The sequence below is a fragment of the Acinetobacter sp. ACNIH2 genome, assembly GCF_002934965.1.
In the GTDB taxonomy this organism is placed as follows: Bacteria; Pseudomonadota; Gammaproteobacteria; order Pseudomonadales; family Moraxellaceae; genus Acinetobacter; species Acinetobacter tandoii.
Genome location: NZ_CP026412.1, coordinates 754,387 through 771,719 on the forward strand (window position 1 = coordinate 754,387; position 17,333 = coordinate 771,719).

General features: G+C 40.9%; 16 protein-coding genes. 9 read left to right on the forward strand and 7 right to left on the reverse strand.

Features of this window, described 5'->3' with window-relative positions:
- Positions 1-29 precede the first annotated feature (29 nt).
- Positions 30-956 (reverse strand): AEC family transporter, encoded by a 927-nt coding sequence (locus tag C3F34_RS03495; protein WP_044739270.1) that lies wholly within the window; start codon positions 954-956, stop codon positions 30-32.
- A 114-nt stretch (positions 957-1,070) separates the two neighbouring features.
- Positions 1,071-2,180 (reverse strand): NADH:flavin oxidoreductase/NADH oxidase, encoded by a 1,110-nt coding sequence (locus C3F34_RS03500; protein ID WP_044739269.1) that lies wholly within the window; start codon positions 2,178-2,180, stop codon positions 1,071-1,073.
- 192 nt (positions 2,181-2,372) lie between these two features.
- Here C3F34_RS03500 and mutM point away from each other — a divergent pair, with 192 nt between their 5' ends.
- Both mutM and C3F34_RS03510 read left to right on the forward strand, forming a co-directional pair.
- A complete protein-coding gene (mutM, locus tag C3F34_RS03505; protein ID WP_044739268.1) occupies positions 2,373-3,224 on the forward strand; it encodes a bifunctional DNA-formamidopyrimidine glycosylase/DNA-(apurinic or apyrimidinic site) lyase in 852 nt (283 codons plus the stop codon).
- Entirely contained in the window at positions 3,221-3,505 is a 285-nt protein-coding gene (locus C3F34_RS03510; protein WP_044739267.1) for a peptidylprolyl isomerase, read from the forward strand. Before mutM ends, C3F34_RS03510 begins: the two co-directional genes overlap by 4 nt.
- Before the next feature lie 58 nt (positions 3,506-3,563).
- Here the strand turns inward: C3F34_RS03510 and C3F34_RS03515 are convergent, their stop codons facing one another.
- The 3 genes from C3F34_RS03515 to typA form a co-directional block, all read right to left on the reverse strand.
- Positions 3,564-3,893, reverse strand: coding sequence for a gamma-glutamylcyclotransferase family protein (locus C3F34_RS03515; protein WP_104441087.1), 330 nt, complete (start codon positions 3,891-3,893; stop codon positions 3,564-3,566).
- 134 nt (positions 3,894-4,027) lie between these two features.
- Complete coding sequence (gene mscL / locus C3F34_RS03520; protein ID WP_016165368.1) at positions 4,028-4,462, reverse strand: large conductance mechanosensitive channel protein MscL; 435 nt, start codon at positions 4,460-4,462, stop codon at positions 4,028-4,030.
- Positions 4,463-4,644: 182 nt separating this feature from the next.
- The gene (gene typA, locus C3F34_RS03525; protein ID WP_016165369.1) at positions 4,645-6,480 is read right to left on the reverse strand and encodes a translational GTPase TypA; all 1,836 of its coding nucleotides are present in this window, start codon (positions 6,478-6,480) and stop codon (positions 4,645-4,647) included.
- A gap of 171 nt (positions 6,481-6,651) precedes the next feature.
- On the opposite strand from typA, the gene C3F34_RS03530 reads away from it, so the two are divergent.
- From C3F34_RS03530 to C3F34_RS03540, 3 genes are all read left to right on the forward strand, one after another.
- Entirely contained in the window at positions 6,652-8,022 is a 1,371-nt protein-coding gene (locus C3F34_RS03530; RefSeq protein ID WP_104441088.1) for a uracil-xanthine permease family protein, read from the forward strand.
- Between the two features lie 67 nt (positions 8,023-8,089).
- A complete protein-coding gene (locus C3F34_RS03535) occupies positions 8,090-9,115 on the forward strand; it encodes a class I SAM-dependent methyltransferase (RefSeq protein WP_016165371.1) in 1,026 nt (341 codons plus the stop codon).
- A gap of 9 nt (positions 9,116-9,124) precedes the next feature.
- Positions 9,125-10,588 (forward strand): amino acid permease, encoded by a 1,464-nt coding sequence (locus C3F34_RS03540; RefSeq protein ID WP_044739265.1) that lies wholly within the window; start codon positions 9,125-9,127, stop codon positions 10,586-10,588.
- A gap of 388 nt (positions 10,589-10,976) precedes the next feature.
- On the opposite strand, the gene C3F34_RS03545 is transcribed toward C3F34_RS03540, so the two are convergent.
- Positions 10,977-11,663: a YggS family pyridoxal phosphate-dependent enzyme gene (locus C3F34_RS03545; protein ID WP_044739264.1), complete on the reverse strand. Its 687-nt coding sequence runs from the start codon at positions 11,661-11,663 to the stop codon at positions 10,977-10,979.
- 123 nt (positions 11,664-11,786) lie between these two features.
- Between C3F34_RS03545 and C3F34_RS03550 the strand changes: the two genes are divergently transcribed.
- Both C3F34_RS03550 and C3F34_RS03555 read left to right on the forward strand, forming a co-directional pair.
- A complete protein-coding gene (locus tag C3F34_RS03550; RefSeq protein WP_016165374.1) occupies positions 11,787-12,824 on the forward strand; it encodes a type IV pilus twitching motility protein PilT in 1,038 nt (345 codons plus the stop codon).
- Positions 12,825-12,853: 29 nt separating this feature from the next.
- Positions 12,854-13,972 carry a PilT/PilU family type 4a pilus ATPase gene (locus C3F34_RS03555; RefSeq protein WP_044739263.1) on the forward strand — a complete coding sequence of 373 codons (1,119 nt, stop codon included), beginning with the start codon at positions 12,854-12,856 and terminating at the stop codon, positions 13,970-13,972.
- A gap of 142 nt (positions 13,973-14,114) precedes the next feature.
- On the opposite strand, the gene omp38 is transcribed toward C3F34_RS03555, so the two are convergent.
- The gene (gene omp38, locus C3F34_RS03560) at positions 14,115-15,131 is read right to left on the reverse strand and encodes an outer membrane protein Omp38 (RefSeq protein WP_044739262.1); all 1,017 of its coding nucleotides are present in this window, start codon (positions 15,129-15,131) and stop codon (positions 14,115-14,117) included.
- A 377-nt stretch (positions 15,132-15,508) separates the two neighbouring features.
- On the opposite strand from omp38, the gene C3F34_RS03565 reads away from it, so the two are divergent.
- Together C3F34_RS03565 and C3F34_RS03570 are read left to right on the forward strand one after the other, a co-directional pair.
- Positions 15,509-16,027: a GspH/FimT family pseudopilin gene (locus C3F34_RS03565; protein WP_016165377.1), complete on the forward strand. Its 519-nt coding sequence runs from the start codon at positions 15,509-15,511 to the stop codon at positions 16,025-16,027.
- Positions 16,028-16,128: 101 nt separating this feature from the next.
- Complete coding sequence (locus tag C3F34_RS03570) at positions 16,129-17,304, forward strand: thiolase family protein (RefSeq protein ID WP_044739261.1); 1,176 nt, start codon at positions 16,129-16,131, stop codon at positions 17,302-17,304.
- Positions 17,305-17,333 lie beyond the last annotated feature (29 nt).

The following is a 17,333-nucleotide window of genomic DNA, read 5'->3' on the forward strand; positions in this document are numbered from 1 at the left end:
GGCATTCTTTTGGGTCGAAAGATTGAAACTTATCCCCACCAAAATGCAATCAAACTACTCACAACTCCAAACCCTAAAATTGTACTGAGCATTAAAGGCGTAAGTGCTTTTTCATTTAGTCCATAAGTCTGTCCAAATATACCAAATGCGATGGGCATCGGTAATGCAGCCAATAAAGTTCCTGCATACAACATTTCCTGACTGACATTCGGCAGTACAGAAAATAGGAGAAAAATGGTCAATGGCATGAGGATGATTTTTAAAAAAACCAAAACAAGGCTCTGTATATCAATGGCTTTTAGACCTATCCCCACCAAACTCCCACCAATCACAAATAGCGCCAGTGGTGATGCCGTCTTCCCTAGCATCGCCAAAATCTGATCGATAGCAGCAGGTAATTTTAGATTCAACAGCACACAGCCCATGCCCAAAATAATGGCTAAAATGACTGGGTTTTTCAGCAGATTAATTAAAGTGGGTATCGCAACCTGTTTAAAACTCCCCTGCTGCTGTAATCCCACCTCTGCAATCATTAATACCAAAGCAACAATCAGTAGATTTTCAATAATCAAAGTCAGAGAAATATAGATTGCAGCATGTTGACCAATCAACATGGTCAAAATTGCGGTACCGATAAAACCAGTATTCGACATCGATGCTCCCATCGCCATGACTGCCGAAGCAGTTAAGCGATGTTGGAAATAATGCCAATATAAAACAAAAGCACAAACGAACAGCAGTAATGAACCACCGCCATAAGCGATAAAATAACTAGGATGCCAGATTTCAGATAGGTTACGACTGGCTAAGGCATGCAATAAAAATGCAGGCAATGCGATCTTAATGACGAAAGCACTCAGCGCTTTAATCTGTTCAGACAGAATTAAACCACCTTTCACACAGATGAACCCAAGCAATACCAACAAAATAATCGGTAAAATAATACTTAAAACCACAAGTGCGCTCCATGGCAATGCTTTTTCAAAATAGCTCCTCGTTGTGCTTACTCACGTAATGATCATGATCTGATTACTAACCGTGTTTTCTTCAATATCCCATCAAAGTGCAATTTACTCGGAAAATGGCTTAAATAATTGCTTCACACCATGTGGCTGACAACGCAGATATTGCGGTGCAATTTCCAGAGTTTCTCCCAATTCTGCTGCGGCATGCCAAGGCCAACGCGGGTCGTACAACATCGCACGTGCTAAGCCGATAGCATCGGCTTGCTCATGTTGCAACACCTGTTCTGCTTGTTGGGCCTCGGTAATAAGCCCTACGGCGATCACAGGAATATCGACCGCTTGTTTTACCGCATGTGCAAACGGCACTTGATAATTTGCCCCTATCTGAATTGCCTGCTCCACGTGTAAACCACCACTGGAAACATGAATATATGCAGCACCCAATTGCTGTAGACGTTTAGACAATTCAACCGACTCTTCAACCGTCCAGCCCCCATCAAACCAGTCTTGAGCCGAAAGACGCACACCAATTGGATAACCTTCAGGAACAGCAGCGAACACGGCTTGGAATGTTTCCAAAGTCATACGAATACGGTTCTCAAATTCACCCCCATATTCATCCTGACGTTGGTTCGCCAGTGGTGACATAAATTGATGCAACAGATAACCATGCGCAGCATGTAACTCGATTAAATCAAATTCTGCATCCACGGCACGAATTGCAGCTTGGGCAAAATCTTGTTGCACTTGTTTAAGTTCAGCAACTGATAAGGCATGGGGTGGAATATCTTTAGGATTAAATGCTAACTCACTGGCAGAAACGGTTTGCCAACCATGTTTTTCTTCTGGTGTAATTTGTCCTCTACCCAGCCAAGGCTTATCCGTAGATGCCTTACGACCCGCATGTGCCAATTGAATCGCGAAAGGCATGGGAGAGATTAAACGCACTTTTTTCAATAGCTGCTGCATTTGATCGCGCTGAGCATCATTCCACAAGCCTAAATCTGCAAAACTGATTCGCCCTTCAGGCTGTACTGCTGTTGCTTCAACAATACATAAGCCCGCACCAGATAAGGCATAGTTGCCCCATTGTTGCTCATGCCAATAACTCAGTTCACCTTGATCATTGGCTGAATATTGACACATTGGTGCAATCACAATGCGATTTTTTACAGAGAGTGAACCATATTGGATCGACTGAAATAAGCGGGACATACAAGGCCTCATCATTCTAATTTCCGTGACTTATCACGTTATACAGATTATGACGTGGCTGCAAATACTCTTTTTATCTATTGTTTGACGTACAGCCCCAAAAGAAAGCGATCTGATTTTGAAAAGACTTGCATTCCCTTCTATTCAGCCCGATATTAGCCTTGTTGTCTAAGAACTGTCATTTTGAAGCCTATGCCTGAATTACCTGAAGTAGAAACCACCAAAACCAGCTTGCTCCCGTTGATTGGACAAAGTATTCAATCTGTCACAGTCTTTGAGCCACGTTTACGCTGGCCAATACCTGATGATTTGCACCGCTTACAAGGACAGAAACTACTCAAACTCACGCGTCGCTCTAAGTATATTTTGGCAGAATTTGAACAAGATCGTATGCTTTGGCATTTAGGTATGTCTGGCAGTTTTCGCCTATGCGAAGCCCATGAAGAAAAACGCAAACACGATCATTTAATTCTTCAATTTGATGACATTCAATTACGCTATCATGACCCGCGCCGCTTTGGTTGTATTCTTTGGTGGGATGCAGAAACTGAAGCAAAACTGCTCGCACCTTTAGGGCCTGAACCTCTCAGCGAAGCATTTAATGCAGCATATTTAAGCCAAAAACTGAAAAATAAACAGGTCGGCATAAAAATTGCACTGATGGATAATCATGTGGTGGTTGGTGTAGGCAATATCTATGCAACTGAAAGCTTATTCAATTTAGGTATACATCCTGCACAAATGGCCTCAAGTTTATCGATGAGTCAGATTGAAAAATTGGTAGAGGAAACCAAAAGAATTTTACAACAAGCCATTCAACTGGGTGGATCAACACTAAGAGATTATAGTAACGCGATGGGGGAAAATGGATACTTTCAACAAACCTTACTCGCTTATGGGCGTGCGGGTGAAATGTGTGTGAACTGTGAAACAACATTGGAAAATTTAAAATTGGGACAACGTGCTAGTGTCTTTTGCCCTCAATGCCAACCCTTGAAACAGGTATCTAAAACAACAGCAATCAAGCGAGGTAAGATCAAATGAAAACAGCCATTGTTCGACATATTCTGGTCAAAGATAAAGAGTTAGCTGAGCAGTTAAAAAAGAAGATTTTAGATGGTGCCGATTTTGCCAAAATTGCCAAACAATACTCGACCTGTAATTCAGCTAAGCGTGGCGGCGAGCTCGGTGAAGTGAAAAAAGGTCAATTGGTACCTGTGATTGATAAACTGGTCTTTACTGCTGCCGAACATGTCTTGCATGGTCCAGTGAAAAGCCAATTTGGCTTTCATTTGGTTGAAATAAAATTCCGCATGGCATTCTAAAATGATCCTGTAAAGCAGCGCCTTATATGATTTTAGGCACTGCCCTTTTGATAGCGGTTTAAGCCGCTTTCATTTCATATATCCAAGCATCCGTTCGTTCGCCCGACTCTAATTCAACTTGAACCTTGACCCGTTGATACTGCATCCCTTCAAATTTATCTAAAGAAGACCAATGCTCAGTCAATTTTTCGGTACTAAAAAAATAACCTTCCACTTTGGGAGCCGCTTGGTCCAGTACAATGGCAGGTAAACCTTTATCAGGTCCCCAATCCAAAATGTGTACTACGCCATTTACATAGCCTTTCTGCCATGTTCCACCAATGCCTTCTAAAATATGCGCATTTTCCTGATTTGGACGTAAAGTCCCATAGACAAACAAGCGATTCATCGGATCTTCATCTTTCAATTTAAAAAATCAGCGCGCATCTTAATCGGAAAAATGTACAAAAACTAGCCCTATCATACGCAACTCATGGCATAAAAAACGGCACTTTAAAGTGCCGTTTAGGAAGTCTAAATCAATTAAGATTTATTTTTTAACTCATCACGTATTTCACGTAACAATTGGATATCTTCTGGAGTTGCCGCTGGTTCTGGTGCAACTTCTTCTTGTTTACGACGCATACGGTTAATCATTTTCACCATTAAAAATACTACCCACGCCAAAATGATGAAGTTAATTAAAATAGTGAGGAAGTTACCATAAGTTAAAACATTCACGCCTGCTTTGGTTAATTCATCTAAGGACTGTAGGTTATTCGGATTATCACCCAACACAAAGAATTTTTGCGTGAAATCTACACCGCCACCTGTGATTACAGTAATCAAGGGCATAATGATGTCTTTTACTAATGAATCAACAATCTTGCCAAATGCCCCACCGATGATTACACCGACAGCCAAATCAATCATGTTACCTTTCACCGCAAATTCGCGGAATTCTTGAATAATACTCATTGGAATCTCCAGTTCTTTTTTGACTTTAATTTATGTGATGCAGTATACATTATTGAAATCTATATATTTCTATCTAATTTACTTGGTTTTGTAAATTATCTACAACGCTTTGTAGAATAACTTATACAAAAAAACCGCTAATCGGAATTAGCGGTTTTTAAGAAGCATTACATGAAAATCAATTATTTATCACGGTTACGCTTACGTTCGTTTTCAGTCAAGTAACGCTTACGGATACGAATTGACTTAGGTGTTACTTCAACTAATTCATCATCTTCAATGAATTCAAGCGCTTGTTCAAGCGTATATTCAATTGCAGGGGTTAAAGTCAACGCATCATCAGTACCAGAAGCACGTACGTTAGTTAACTGTTTCGCCTTAGTTGGGTTAACTACCATGTCGTCTGAACGAGAGTTAATACCTACGATCATACCTTCGTAAACTTCTAACTGTGGTTTAGCGAATAAACGACCACGGTCTTGTAAACTGAACAATGCATAGCCCAAGCAAGTACCTTGAACCATAGAGATCAATACACCGTTTTGACGTTTCGCAACAGTACCTTGTTTAACAGGGCCATAATGCGAGAAGCTTGAAGTCATGATCCCTGTACCAGAAGTCATGGTCAAGAATTCAGAACGGAAACCGATTAGACCACGTGAAGGTACAGTTGCTTCAATACGGATACGGCCTTTACCGTCAACTTCCATATTGGTCATTTCGCCTTTACGGTGACCCATTTGTTCCATTACAGCACCTTGATGCTGCTCTTCAACGTCAAACGTTACGTTTTCGTAAGGCTCTTGTCTTTCACCATCAATTTCTTTGATGATTACTTGTGGACGAGATACGCCCATTTCGAAACCTTCACGACGCATGTTTTCAATTAAAACTGAAAGGTGAAGTTCACCACGGCCAGATACTTTGAAACGGTCTGGACTGTCAGTGTCTTCAACACGAAGTGCTACGTTATGAATTAATTCGCGGTCTAAACGTTCACGGATATTACGTGAAGTTACGAATTTACCTTCTTTACCAGCAAACGGTGAGTTGTTTACTTGGAAGGTCATCGATACTGTAGGTTCATCTACAGACAATGCAGGTAATGCTTCTACATTTTTCGGATCACAAATTGTGTCAGAAATGTTCAATGCATCAATACCTGTAATACATACGATGTCGCCCGCAGATGCTGATTCAACATCTACACGCTCTAAACCATGGTAACCCATAATTTTTAAGATACGACCGTTACGTGTATTGCCTTCTTTGTCAATTACAGTCACAGGTGTATTCAATTTTACAGAACCACGTTGAATACGACCAACACCGATAACACCTACGAAGCTGTTATAGTCAAGTGATGAAATCTGCATTTGGAATGGACCATCAACATCTACTGCTGGTGGTTCAACAATGTCAACTACAGTTTCAAACAACGGAGTCATGTCTTCAGCCAATTCTTCTGGAGAAGGACCAGCAACACCACGTAAGCCTGAAGCATAAACGATCGGGAAGTCTAACTGTTCGTCTGTTGCACCCAAGTTGTCGAACAAGTCAAATACTTGGTCGATTACCCAGTCACAACGTGCGCTTGGTTTGTCAACTTTGTTGATAATTACGATTGGTTTCAAACCACGAGCAAACGCTTTTTGAGTTACAAAGCGAGTTTGTGGCATTGGACCTTCTTGAGAGTCTACCAATAACAATACACAGTCAACCATCGACATTACACGTTCAACTTCACCACCGAAGTCTGCATGTCCTGGGGTGTCGACGATGTTGATGCGGTAAGTTGTATCAGTACGCTTGTCTAACCAAGTGATGGCAGTATTTTTTGCCAAAATGGTAATACCACGTTCACTTTCTAGTGCATTCGAGTCCATGACACGCTCAATCTCACCTGCGCGATCACCGAGGGCACCTGATTGTTGAAGTAATTTATCGACAAGTGTGGTTTTACCGTGGTCGACGTGGGCAATAATTGCGATATTGCGGAGATTCTTGATATCTGACATAGAATTCGATAAGCCTAAAACTTGAGGGCAAATTATACAGAAAAATAATAGATTTTAGTAGTGACAGTTTATTGACAAGCTCATTTTTTTTCACAAGCGGTCGGCATTTTGTTTTGTAAAGCCGTGTAACTCGATTAGAATAGCGCCATCTTGGCCCACAGCTTTTGGCTTATGTCTCATCAGAATCAATCTCCCCATTCGCAAGACCAGCTTGATTTGGTCTATGGTTTAAATGACCGTCCAAAGCCGATCATTGCCTTCCTCGCTGCATTTCAGCACTTACTTGCCATTATTGTTCCGATTGTTACACCAGGCTTACTCATTTGCTTGGCTTTAGGTGTATCTAAAGAAGATACCAACATGATTTTATCCATGTCTTTGGTCATTTCTGGGATTGCGACCTTCTTACAATGTAAAAAAGTCGGTCCTTTTGGGGCAGGTTTACTGATTGTTCAGGGTACAAGTTTTAACTTTATTGGTCCAATCATCGGGATTGGCTCTGCCATGGTGGCAGCGGGCACCCCTGTAGAGTCTGTTATGGCGGCCATTTTTGGCGTGGTGATTGCAGGTTCATTCATTGAGATGGGTGTGTCACGCATTTTACCTTGGGTAAAAATGTTAATTACCCCGTTGGTCACAGGCATTGTGGTGCTGTTAATTGGTTTGACCTTAATTAAGGAAGGCTTAATTAGCATGGGGGGCGGCTATCAAGCCATGTCGAACAATACTTTTGCCAACGCTGACAATTTAATTATGTCGTGTACAGTATTGGGTTTAATTATCTTATTGAACCGTATTCGTATTACATGGGTGAAAAGTTCGGCGATCTTGATTGCATTGGTTGTGGGATATGTCCTTGCAGGCTTTATGGGACATCTTGATTTTTCAGGTTTGAAAGATGCTCCTTTAATTCAAGTGCCAACGCCAATGCATTTTGGAATTGACTTCTCTTGGAGTCTATTTATTCCAATGGCGTTTATTTATCTGGTCACTTCCTTAGAAGCCATTGGAGACATCACTGCAACCTCTAAACTTTCCAACCAACCGGTCGATGGTGCAACATGGATGAAACGTATCAAAGGTGGCGTATTGGTCAATGGTGCAAACTCTTTCCTCGCTGGGATTTTCAACACATTCCCAAGCTCAGTATTTGCTCAAAATAATGGTGTGATTCAACTGACTGGGGTGGCTAGTCGTTACGTGGGTATCTGGATTGCAGCGCTGTTGGTCATTTTGGGTTTACTTCCTGCGGTTGCAGGTGTGATTCAAGCTGTTCCGCAAGCGGTATTAGGTGGTGCTGTCATGGTCATGTTTGGTGCTGTTGCCGCATCAGGAATTAACATTCTGTCAGGCGTGCATCTTGACCGCCGTGCCCTGCTGATTATTGCGATTTCTCTCGCATTGGGTTTAGGTGTTGCACAAGTGCCTCAAATTCTGGAACATCTGCCAGAATTATTCCGTAACATTTTTAGTTCGGGTGTTGCGACAGGTGGTATTGCCGCACTGATTTTAAATATTGTGCTTCCTGAAACGAAGAAATAAGTTTTCATTTCTGTATGCACCTTGCCCAGCATTGTCTGGGCATCGTTTTTACTATGGAGTAAATAAGATGGATCCACGAAGTGAAGTTGTTCTTCGCCAGCAAGCGTTTCTTTCTGGTTCAATTCTGTTGGTCAATGCGCCTTGTGATGAATTAAATTCAGAACTCACAGGAACTGTTAAACCGCATTTTTGGACGTGGAATTTTAACGAATTACAATATTTTGAGGCTCAACAAAGCCCTGTACATTTTGGCACAGATTTGCCAGAGGTCAGCTTTGAACAAGCGATTGTTTTTGTTCCAAAATCAAAAGAACTACTTAACTATGTGCTACACCAACTGGTCAGTCGTATGGCGGTAGGCTCTTCTATCTTTTTAGTGGGTGAAAAAAAAGGCGGAGTGGAACGTGCCGCGAAACAGCTACAACCTTTTGGTAAAAGCCTAAAATTAGACAGCGCCCGACATTGCCAAATGTGGCAACTGGTCACTGAAAAGACTGTAACCGCAAAACCTTTAGCTGACTGGGCACAACACTACACTGTGCAAACACCGAAAGGTGAGTTACAGATTAGCGCGTTACCAGGCGTATTCAGCCAGAACCGTTTAGATGTCGGTACAGCCGTTTTACTCCCATATCTATCAGAAGTAACGTCGGGCAAAATTGCAGATTTTGGTTGTGGTGCGGGCGTTATCAGTGCTTATTTAGCCAAGTTAAATCCGAAAAATCGCATTTTTGCTTTAGACGTCGATGCCTTTGCACTTGCATCCACAAAAATGACTTTTGAAAAAAATAATCTTTTACCAGAACAACTTGAGATTAAAGCAGTACGAGGCATTGAAGATGCACCTCTATTTTTACACGCAATCGTCAGTAATCCCCCATTCCATCAAGGCATTCATACAGATTACAATGCCAGCGAAAATTTATGCAAAACATCTCGCCGTCATCTGAAATCAGATGGTGAATTGTGGATTGTTGCCAATCGCTTTTTAAATTATCCATTACTTATTGAGCAAAGTTTTGGTCAATGTACAACCAAAGCCGATCAACAAGGCTTTAAAGTGCTGTTTGCAAGCACGCAAAAGAAATCTTAAGGAACAACGATGAGCGAAACGACTCAACCAGCTCAACTCAAGCGTAAGCTTGGAGCTCGTCATCTGAATATGATCGCCATTGGTGGCTCTATTGGTACAGGTTTATTCCTTGCCTCAGGTGCGACCATTGCAAATGCAGGTCCTGGCGGTGCATTGCTCGCCTATTGCTTAATTGGCGTGATGATTTACTTTCTTATGACCAGCCTAGGCGAACTTGCAACTCATAACCCAACTTCAGGTGCTTTTTTCACCTATGGCACTAAATATGTTGAAGGTGGTTTTGGTTTTGCCCTTGGTTGGAACTATTGGTACAACTGGGCAATTACGGTTGCATTTGAATTGGTTGCCGTCCAATTCATCATGAAATTCTGGTTTCCAGATATTCCTGGATTTTACTGGAGTGCGCTGTTCCTAGCCGTTGTGTTTGGGATTAATGCACTTACAGTGAAAGGCTTTGGTGAAAGCGAGTTCTTCTTCTCATTGGTTAAGGTCCTTGCGATTATTGTGTTCATCATTATTGGTATCTTTACAATTGCAAAAATCATGATGACTTCAGGCGTCTCAACATTTGCAAACTGGACCAAGGGTGAAGCACCTTTTGTTGGTGGCCTATCTGCACTCATTGGGGTCGCCATGATTGCGGGATTCTCTTTTCAGGGAACGGAAATGGTCGGAGTTGCTGCAGGAGAATCCAAAGACCCTCAAAAGACTATTCCTATTGCCATTAAACAAATTTTCTGGCGTATCTTGTTATTTTATATCGTGTGTATTTTCATCATCGGCACCCTAATTTCATACGATGATCCTTTGCTTTTACAGGCGGCTTCGTCTGAAAATATTGCGTTATCCCCTTTCACCTTACTCTACGAAAAAGCAGGTTTTGCCTTTGCTGCGAGTGCAATGAATGCCGTGATTTTGACTGCAATTCTTTCAGCAGGGAACTCAGGCATGTATACATCAACCCGTATGCTGTTTAACATGGCACAGAACGGCAGCGCACCTAAGCTGTTTGGTAAACTTGATCCGCGTGGCGTACCAATGAATGCACTTTATGCAACAACAGTAATTGCTGCACTGTGCTTCTTAACCACTTTTATTGGTGAAGAACAAGTATTCAACTGGTTACTCAACATGTCAGGGATGTGCGGTTTTATCGTTTGGCTGGGCATTGCTGTTTCACACTATCGTTTCCGTAAAGGGTATATCGCACAAGGACATAAAATTGAAGACTTAGCTTATCGTGCAAAATTCTTCCCTTTTGCACCATGGTTTGCCTTTATCCTATGTTCAATTGTTGTCCTAGGTCAGAATTACCAAGCGGTACTTGCGGGTGAGTGGTTATCTGTTTTATCAACCTATATCGGTATTTTCTTATTCTTGGTAATTTGGCTTGGTTATAAATGGAAATACAAAACCAAGTTGATCTCCTACAAAGAAATGGATGTGAACCCAATGAATCCAGACCGAGAATAATTTTTCTATTAAAAACAGCCTTCGGGCTGTTTTTTATTCTTTGAATATTCGGCATTCAATTAGCTCAAACTAAAATACAAAGAACGCTCCAACCCGCATATCAACAAAGAAAATTGATGAATTTCTTAACGTTTCAATCTGACCATCCCATTATATGAAATGGAATCGTACAGACTAAAAAAGCCCCGACATCCTATCGGGGCTTTTTTTGATCTTGCTGTGGTATAACTCCTGTCGTACCCTTTGCATCCGTTCTACACTGTTATTATTATTCTAATGAAACATCCTGTTCCTGATGAGTTCATCATATAAATAATCCAAGCAATCACCTAGAAGACAAAAGGATCAAATGCTGTCAGCCAAAACCTACAAAACAGATGTTTTTACTTTATTTTGAGTAATCTCTAGCACCAAACAATGCTGTTCCAATCCGTACCATCGTTGAACCTGCTGCAATCGCTTCCTCTAAATCCCCTGACATCCCCATGCTTAAAGTATCCCAATCTTCAGGATGTGCATGTAATGCTTTAACTACCTTAAACAACTTTTGAGCATCCAATAACGCAGCTACATTATTTGGTGCAGGAATCACCATAATGCCACGTAGTCTTAAATGTGGAAGCTGGCTAATTCGTTGAACTAACTCAGCGGCTTCTTCTGGCTGACAACCATCTTTACTGTCCTGTCCATCAATATTGACTTGTAAGCAAATATTCAAGGGGCACTGTGAATCTAAACGTTGGGTCGATAGGCGCTCTGCAATAATTAAGCGATCAACCCCATGTACCCAAGAAAATTTTTCAGCCAAAAGTTTGGTCTTATTCCGTTGCACATGTCCAATAAAATGCCACTCAATTTCTAGATCCGCCAAAGCTTCAATCTTTTCAAGTGCTTCTTGTAAGTAGTTTTCACCAAATTTATGCTGCCCTGTAGCATACATCTCACGCAATGCTTCACTTGGATGAGTTTTTGATACCGCAAGCAATTGCACAGTTTTAGACTCACGTCCTGCACGTTGACACGCAGCCTCAATTTGCTCTAAAACCTGATTTCGCGACTCTTTCAAACTATTCATTGACGATATTCTCATTTCATTCATCTTTTTTTACGTTCAAGCAACTCTAACTGTTGGTTAAGTGGCAGGAAAGCCTTATTATTCTATCAAAATAATTAAGACTTATATGATCTCGGGGAATTCATGGACATTACAGAATTATTGGCTTTTTCTGCAAAAAACGGGGCGTCTGACTTACACTTATCTGCGGGTATGCCACCAATGATTCGCGTTGATGGCGAAGTACGTCGTATTAACTTACCAGCTTTAGAACATAAAGAAGTGCACAAGTTAGTGTACGACATTATGAATGATAAGCAACGTCGTGATTATGAAGAACAATTGGAAACTGACTTCTCTTTTGAAGTACCTGGCGTTGCCCGTTTCCGTGTAAACGCATTTAATCAAAACCGCGGTGCTGGTGCCGTATTCCGTACCATTCCATCCAAAGTTCTCACCATGGATGACCTTGGTCTAGGCAATATTTTTAAAGAAATTTGTGACTACCCACGTGGCATCGTATTAGTTACAGGACCAACTGGTTCTGGTAAATCCACCACCTTAGCCGCGATGCTAGATTATATTAACGATCGACGTTATGACCATATTTTAACGGTCGAAGATCCAATCGAATTTGTACACCAATCGAAAAAATGTCTAATTAACCAACGTGAAGTACATCGTGACACGCATGGTTTTAATGAAGCATTACGTTCTGCACTGCGTGAAGACCCTGACATTATTTTGGTTGGTGAGATGCGTGACCTTGAAACTATTCGCCTTGCCTTAACTGCGGCGGAAACGGGTCACTTGGTTTTCGGTACACTACATACGACCTCTGCGGCAAAAACCATTGACCGTGTGATTGACGTATTCCCTGCTGAAGAAAAAGATATGGTTCGTGCCATGCTGTCTGAATCTTTACAGGCCGTTATTTCACAAACACTCTTAAAGAAAAATGGCGGTGGTCGTGTCGCTGCGCATGAAATCATGATTGGTATCCCTGCAATTCGTAACTTAATTCGTGAGAACAAAGTTGCACAAATGTACTCTGCCATTCAAACTGGTGCTAACTATGGTATGTCTACCTTAGACCAAAGCCTTAAAACGCTCGTATCTAAAGGCATCATTAGTCCACAAACAGCACGTACTGTTGCTAAACAACCAGAATCATTCTTATAAGAATATCAAAACGGAATTAGGATAAGGTTATGGACTTTAACGACTTACTCAATCTCATGATTCAACAAAAAGCATCTGACCTTTTTGTCACAGCTGAAGTTGAACCATCTATGAAAATTAATGGTCAAATTGTTCCTGTTGCGAAAACCAAGTTAACAGGTGAAATTGTTGGTCAACTCTTAAATTCAATTATGAGTGATAAACAACGTAAAGAATTTGCAGATACACGTGAATGTAACTTTGCGATTATGAATCGTGAAAAAACAGCACGTTTCCGTGTCAGTGCATTTCAACAACGTGACCAACCAGGCATGGTTCTACGTCGCATTGAAACTAAAATTCCAACCATGGACGAACTCAAGCTTCCTCCAGTGTTGAAAGACTTAGCCATGACCAAACGTGGCATCATTATTTTTGTGGGTGCAACAGGTACTGGTAAATCTACTTCCTTGGCCTCAATTATTGGATATCGTAATCAAAATTCTAAAGGTCATATCATTACCATTGAAGATCCGATCGAATTTATTCACGAACATGCAGGCTGTATTATCACTCAACGTGAAGTAGGCATCGATACCGACTCCTTTGAAATTGCGTTGAAAAATACCTTACGTCAAGCACCCGATGTTATTCTGATTGGTGAGATTCGTTCACGCGAGACCATGGATTACGCAATTGCTTTCGCAGAAACAGGCCATTTGGTTTTTGCAACGCTACATGCTAACAATGCCAACCAAGCGATTGATCGTATCATTCACTTCTTTGAAGCAGACCGTCATGGACAATTATTCATGGACTTGTCCTTAAATTTGAAAGCCATGGTCGCTCAGCAACTCATTCCAACGATTGATGGTAATTCACGCCGTGCTGCAATTGAGATTTTGATTAATTCACCATTAATTTCTGACTTAATCCGAAAAGGCGATATTCACGAAATTAAAGATTTAATGAAGCGTTCACGTGAACTCGGTATGCAAACCTTTGACCAAGCACTTTACGATTTATATAAAGCCAAGCAGATCACTTATAAAGATGCGCTGAAACATGCCGATTCACCAAATGATTTACGCCTACAAATCAAACTCTCTGAGGAAGGTGCTGATCGTTTATTGAATGCAAGCTCGCATATTACTTTTGATGGTCAGTAAATAGACGTAAAAACTAGATTTAAGGAAACGGGCCAATAGGCTCGTTTTTTATATAAACTAAATATCTCACCTTTTTTTATATTTTAACAGCAAAGAAAAAGCAGCCTTACGGCTGCTTTTTCAAATCAAAATCAATAATTAATTATTGAGCTTGACCAGGTTGTACTGTAACAGTACGGCTACCAGTGATTGTCGCGAATACACGACGGTTCATAGCACGACCTTCTTTAGTTTTGTTGTCAGCAATCGGTTGATCCCAAGCGAAACCTTGAGTAGACAAACGAGATGCATCTACATTGTATTCATTTACAAGAGCAGATTTAACAGAGTTAGCACGAGCTAAAGATAAACGTTCGTTCAATGCACGTGGACCAGTGTTATCTGTATGGCCTTCGATGCGAGCAGTAGCGTTTGGATATTCAACTAACTTCTCAGCAACTTTAGCAATTTCTGGCTTGTATTGATCTTTGATGTTTGATTTGTTCGTATCAAAGAACACACGAAGTTCCATGTTAAGGTCTTCAGTCAATTGCTCAGGAACTGGTTCAACTGGAGCTACTGGCTCAACTTCTACTACTGGTGCAGCAGGTTTCAAGTGACCACCAAGAACAACGTTAAGACCAGCTAAAGCTGTGTAGTTCCAGAACTTTTCATCAAAGTCATAAGTACCACGAGCTTCAGTACGAAGAGACAATGCATCGTTTAAGCGCCAGAAAGCACCTAGACCAGCATTACCAATTGTGTCTTCTTTGTCTTCGTAAATGCCATCAAAATCAGTTTTAGTCTGACCAGCACCTAAAAGTACGTATGGCTTGATTTTGCTGTCATAGTTTTTAGTGAACAAATCAGAAGTAGCATAGAAGTTACCAGCTACAGTGCGTTGTTTGTATTCAGCACCCTGTACGCCAGTACCGTCAAGGTCACCCTTAACTTGGTTATATTCAGCTTCAAAGCCTAACCATGGAGTTAATTCAACACCCAATGCAGCACCAACGAACATATCGTCTTGTAATTCTGCATGGCTAGTTAGTTTGTCATTATTGTGCTCAGAATCCTGCCAAGTATAACCAAGCATTAATGGAGTAATAGTTACACCTGCATTAGCAGCAGCCAAAGGTGCAGCTACGAGCATCGCTAAAGCAATACGACTCATTTTCATGGATTTATCCTCCAGAGATAAACAATTGTTGTTCAAGCTAAGCCTAAAATTTTAGCTATCCTGAGATAGGCTTTTTTAAATACCCCAGTTTTATTTTTAAGCTACTCACCTTGAATAATACAAACACTTAATTCGTTTGTCCAAGTGTTTGATAATTTTAATCAAGTAAATTATTGACAAAATTACTTACAATTTCAGTTGTAGTTCAGTAAATTTATGATCTCTTTCTTTTTAAGAATAGCTTTGTTGCTACTTGCGCTTCACTATAGCATTTTCTTATTCGCTGAGAAATACATTTTTCATTATAAAATGAATAAAAAACAAGACATTAATATTCATTATTAACTTAAAAAATACAGACACTTAGGTTATTTTATATGCACATCAATAAACATATGGCTTATACATTAACAGAACTTGCCATTACAATATTAGTTTTGTCAATACTTGTTACGCTTGCCCTACCTTATTACCACGAAATGAAAGCAAATCAAGAACGCAGAACAATTTTTAGGCAACTTATAGCTAATATACAACTCGCAAAACAGCATGCTGCTATACATCACACCAATGTTGTTATGTGCTCATCAGAAAATATGCAGAGCTGTAAAGAAGAGATGTGGGAACAAGGCTTTATCTTATTCCTCGATTCGAATCAAAATAGACAATTAGATTTAAATGAGATTTTAGTTTCTCAAGAACGTACTGACTTATCCTACGGCACACTAAACTGGCGTGGCACCTTGCACTTTCCTAGTCTGAATTTTATGGCTGAACATGGCCTCCCGATTGGCTCAAATGGTAGTTTCTATTACTGCTCATCAACGGTAAAACATATGAAAATTATCCTGAATAAAATGGGCAATTCACGTAGCATTGACCTCAGCAATTGTTGAAAACCGATGAGTCAACTGCAAAAACAACATCTAATTTGCTGTTTTCAATATACTGCATAGGATTGAACAATAACCAATTATACTCGTTCGGAGATATATCAATGACTGATATCGTAATTGTAAATGGCGCACGTACTGCAATGGGCAGTTTTCAAGGAAGTTTATCTGGTCTAACAGCGCCAGAGCTTGGTGCAACAACCATCAAGGAAGCAATTGCTCGTGCTGGCTTACAACCGACCGATGTAGAAGAAGTCATTATGGGCTGTGTTTTACCTGCTGGTTTGAAACAAGGTCCTGCACGCCAAGCGATGCGTCAAGCGGGTTTACCAGATTCAACAAGTGCCGTTACGATCAATAAATTATGTGGTTCTGGCATGAAAGCGGTCATGCAAGCTGCCGATATGATTAAAGCGGGTTCTGCTGAAATCGTGGTTGCAGGTGGCATGGAATCGATGACCAATGCACCTTATATTTTGACCAAAGCACGTGCAGGTTACCGCATGGGTCATGGCGAAGTTAAAGATCACATGTTTCTTGATGGATTAGAAGATGCTGAAACTGGTCGTTTAATGGGTTCATTTGCACAAGATATGGCCAATAGCCGTGGCTATACCCGTGAGCAAATGGATGAATTTGCTATTCGTTCATTACAACGTGCACAAACTGCGGTCAACGAAGGTTACTTTGCTGATGAAATTGTTCCTGTCACAGTTTCAACGCGTAAAGGTGATGTTGTGATCGATAAAGATGAGCAACCATTTAATGCCAATATCGACAAAATTCCTACATTGCGTCCAGCATTTGCAAAAGACGGTACGATTACTGCTGCAAATGCAAGTTCAATCTCTGATGGCGCATCAGCACTGATTTTAACTTCAGCCGACAATGCAGCAAACAAGGGCTTAACACCATTAGCGAAAATTGTTGCTTATGCATCAAACTCTCAACACCCTTCTGAGTTCACAATCGCCCCTGTTGGCGCTATCGAGAAAGTGTTAAAGAAAACTGGCTGGGATGCACAAGACGTTGACCTTTGGGAAATCAATGAAGCATTTGCAATGGTGACTATGTGTCCAATGGACGACTTTAAACTTGATCCTGCAAAAGTGAATATTAATGGTGGTGCTTGTGCTCTTGGACATCCAGTAGGCTCAACTGGCTCGCGGATTATTTTAACGCTCATCCACGCCTTAAAACGTACTGGCGGTAAGAAAGGGATTGCAGCTTTATGTATCGGTGGCGGTGAAGCAACGGCTGTCGCGATTGAACTTTTATAAGTTTCAATACTCTACTATTCGCTATGCTT

Bases quoted from the DNA above. Each gene is read 5' to 3' on its own strand.
- C3F34_RS03500 (WP_044739269.1), bottom strand. From the start codon at position 2,180: ATGTCCCGCTTATTTCAGTCGATCCAATATGGTTCACTCTCTGTAAAA.
- mutM (WP_044739268.1), top strand. From the start codon at position 2,373: ATGCCTGAATTACCTGAAGTAGAAACCACCAAAACCAGCTTGCTCCCG.
- C3F34_RS03510 (WP_044739267.1), top strand. From the start codon at position 3,221: ATGAAAACAGCCATTGTTCGACATATTCTGGTCAAAGATAAAGAGTTA.
- C3F34_RS03515 (WP_104441087.1), bottom strand. From the start codon at position 3,893: ATGAATCGCTTGTTTGTCTATGGGACTTTACGTCCAAATCAGGAAAAT.
- mscL (WP_016165368.1), bottom strand. From the start codon at position 4,462: ATGAGTATTATTCAAGAATTCCGCGAATTTGCGGTGAAAGGTAACATG.
- typA (WP_016165369.1), bottom strand. From the start codon at position 6,480: ATGTCAGATATCAAGAATCTCCGCAATATCGCAATTATTGCCCACGTC.
- C3F34_RS03530 (WP_104441088.1), top strand. From the start codon at position 6,652: ATGTCTCATCAGAATCAATCTCCCCATTCGCAAGACCAGCTTGATTTG.
- C3F34_RS03535 (WP_016165371.1), top strand. From the start codon at position 8,090: ATGGATCCACGAAGTGAAGTTGTTCTTCGCCAGCAAGCGTTTCTTTCT.
- C3F34_RS03540 (WP_044739265.1), top strand. From the start codon at position 9,125: ATGAGCGAAACGACTCAACCAGCTCAACTCAAGCGTAAGCTTGGAGCT.
- C3F34_RS03545 (WP_044739264.1), bottom strand. From the start codon at position 11,663: ATGAATAGTTTGAAAGAGTCGCGAAATCAGGTTTTAGAGCAAATTGAG.
- C3F34_RS03550 (WP_016165374.1), top strand. From the start codon at position 11,787: ATGGACATTACAGAATTATTGGCTTTTTCTGCAAAAAACGGGGCGTCT.
- C3F34_RS03555 (WP_044739263.1), top strand. From the start codon at position 12,854: ATGGACTTTAACGACTTACTCAATCTCATGATTCAACAAAAAGCATCT.
- omp38 (WP_044739262.1), bottom strand. From the start codon at position 15,131: ATGAAAATGAGTCGTATTGCTTTAGCGATGCTCGTAGCTGCACCTTTG.
- C3F34_RS03565 (WP_016165377.1), top strand. From the start codon at position 15,509: ATGCACATCAATAAACATATGGCTTATACATTAACAGAACTTGCCATT.
- C3F34_RS03570 (WP_044739261.1), top strand. From the start codon at position 16,129: ATGACTGATATCGTAATTGTAAATGGCGCACGTACTGCAATGGGCAGT.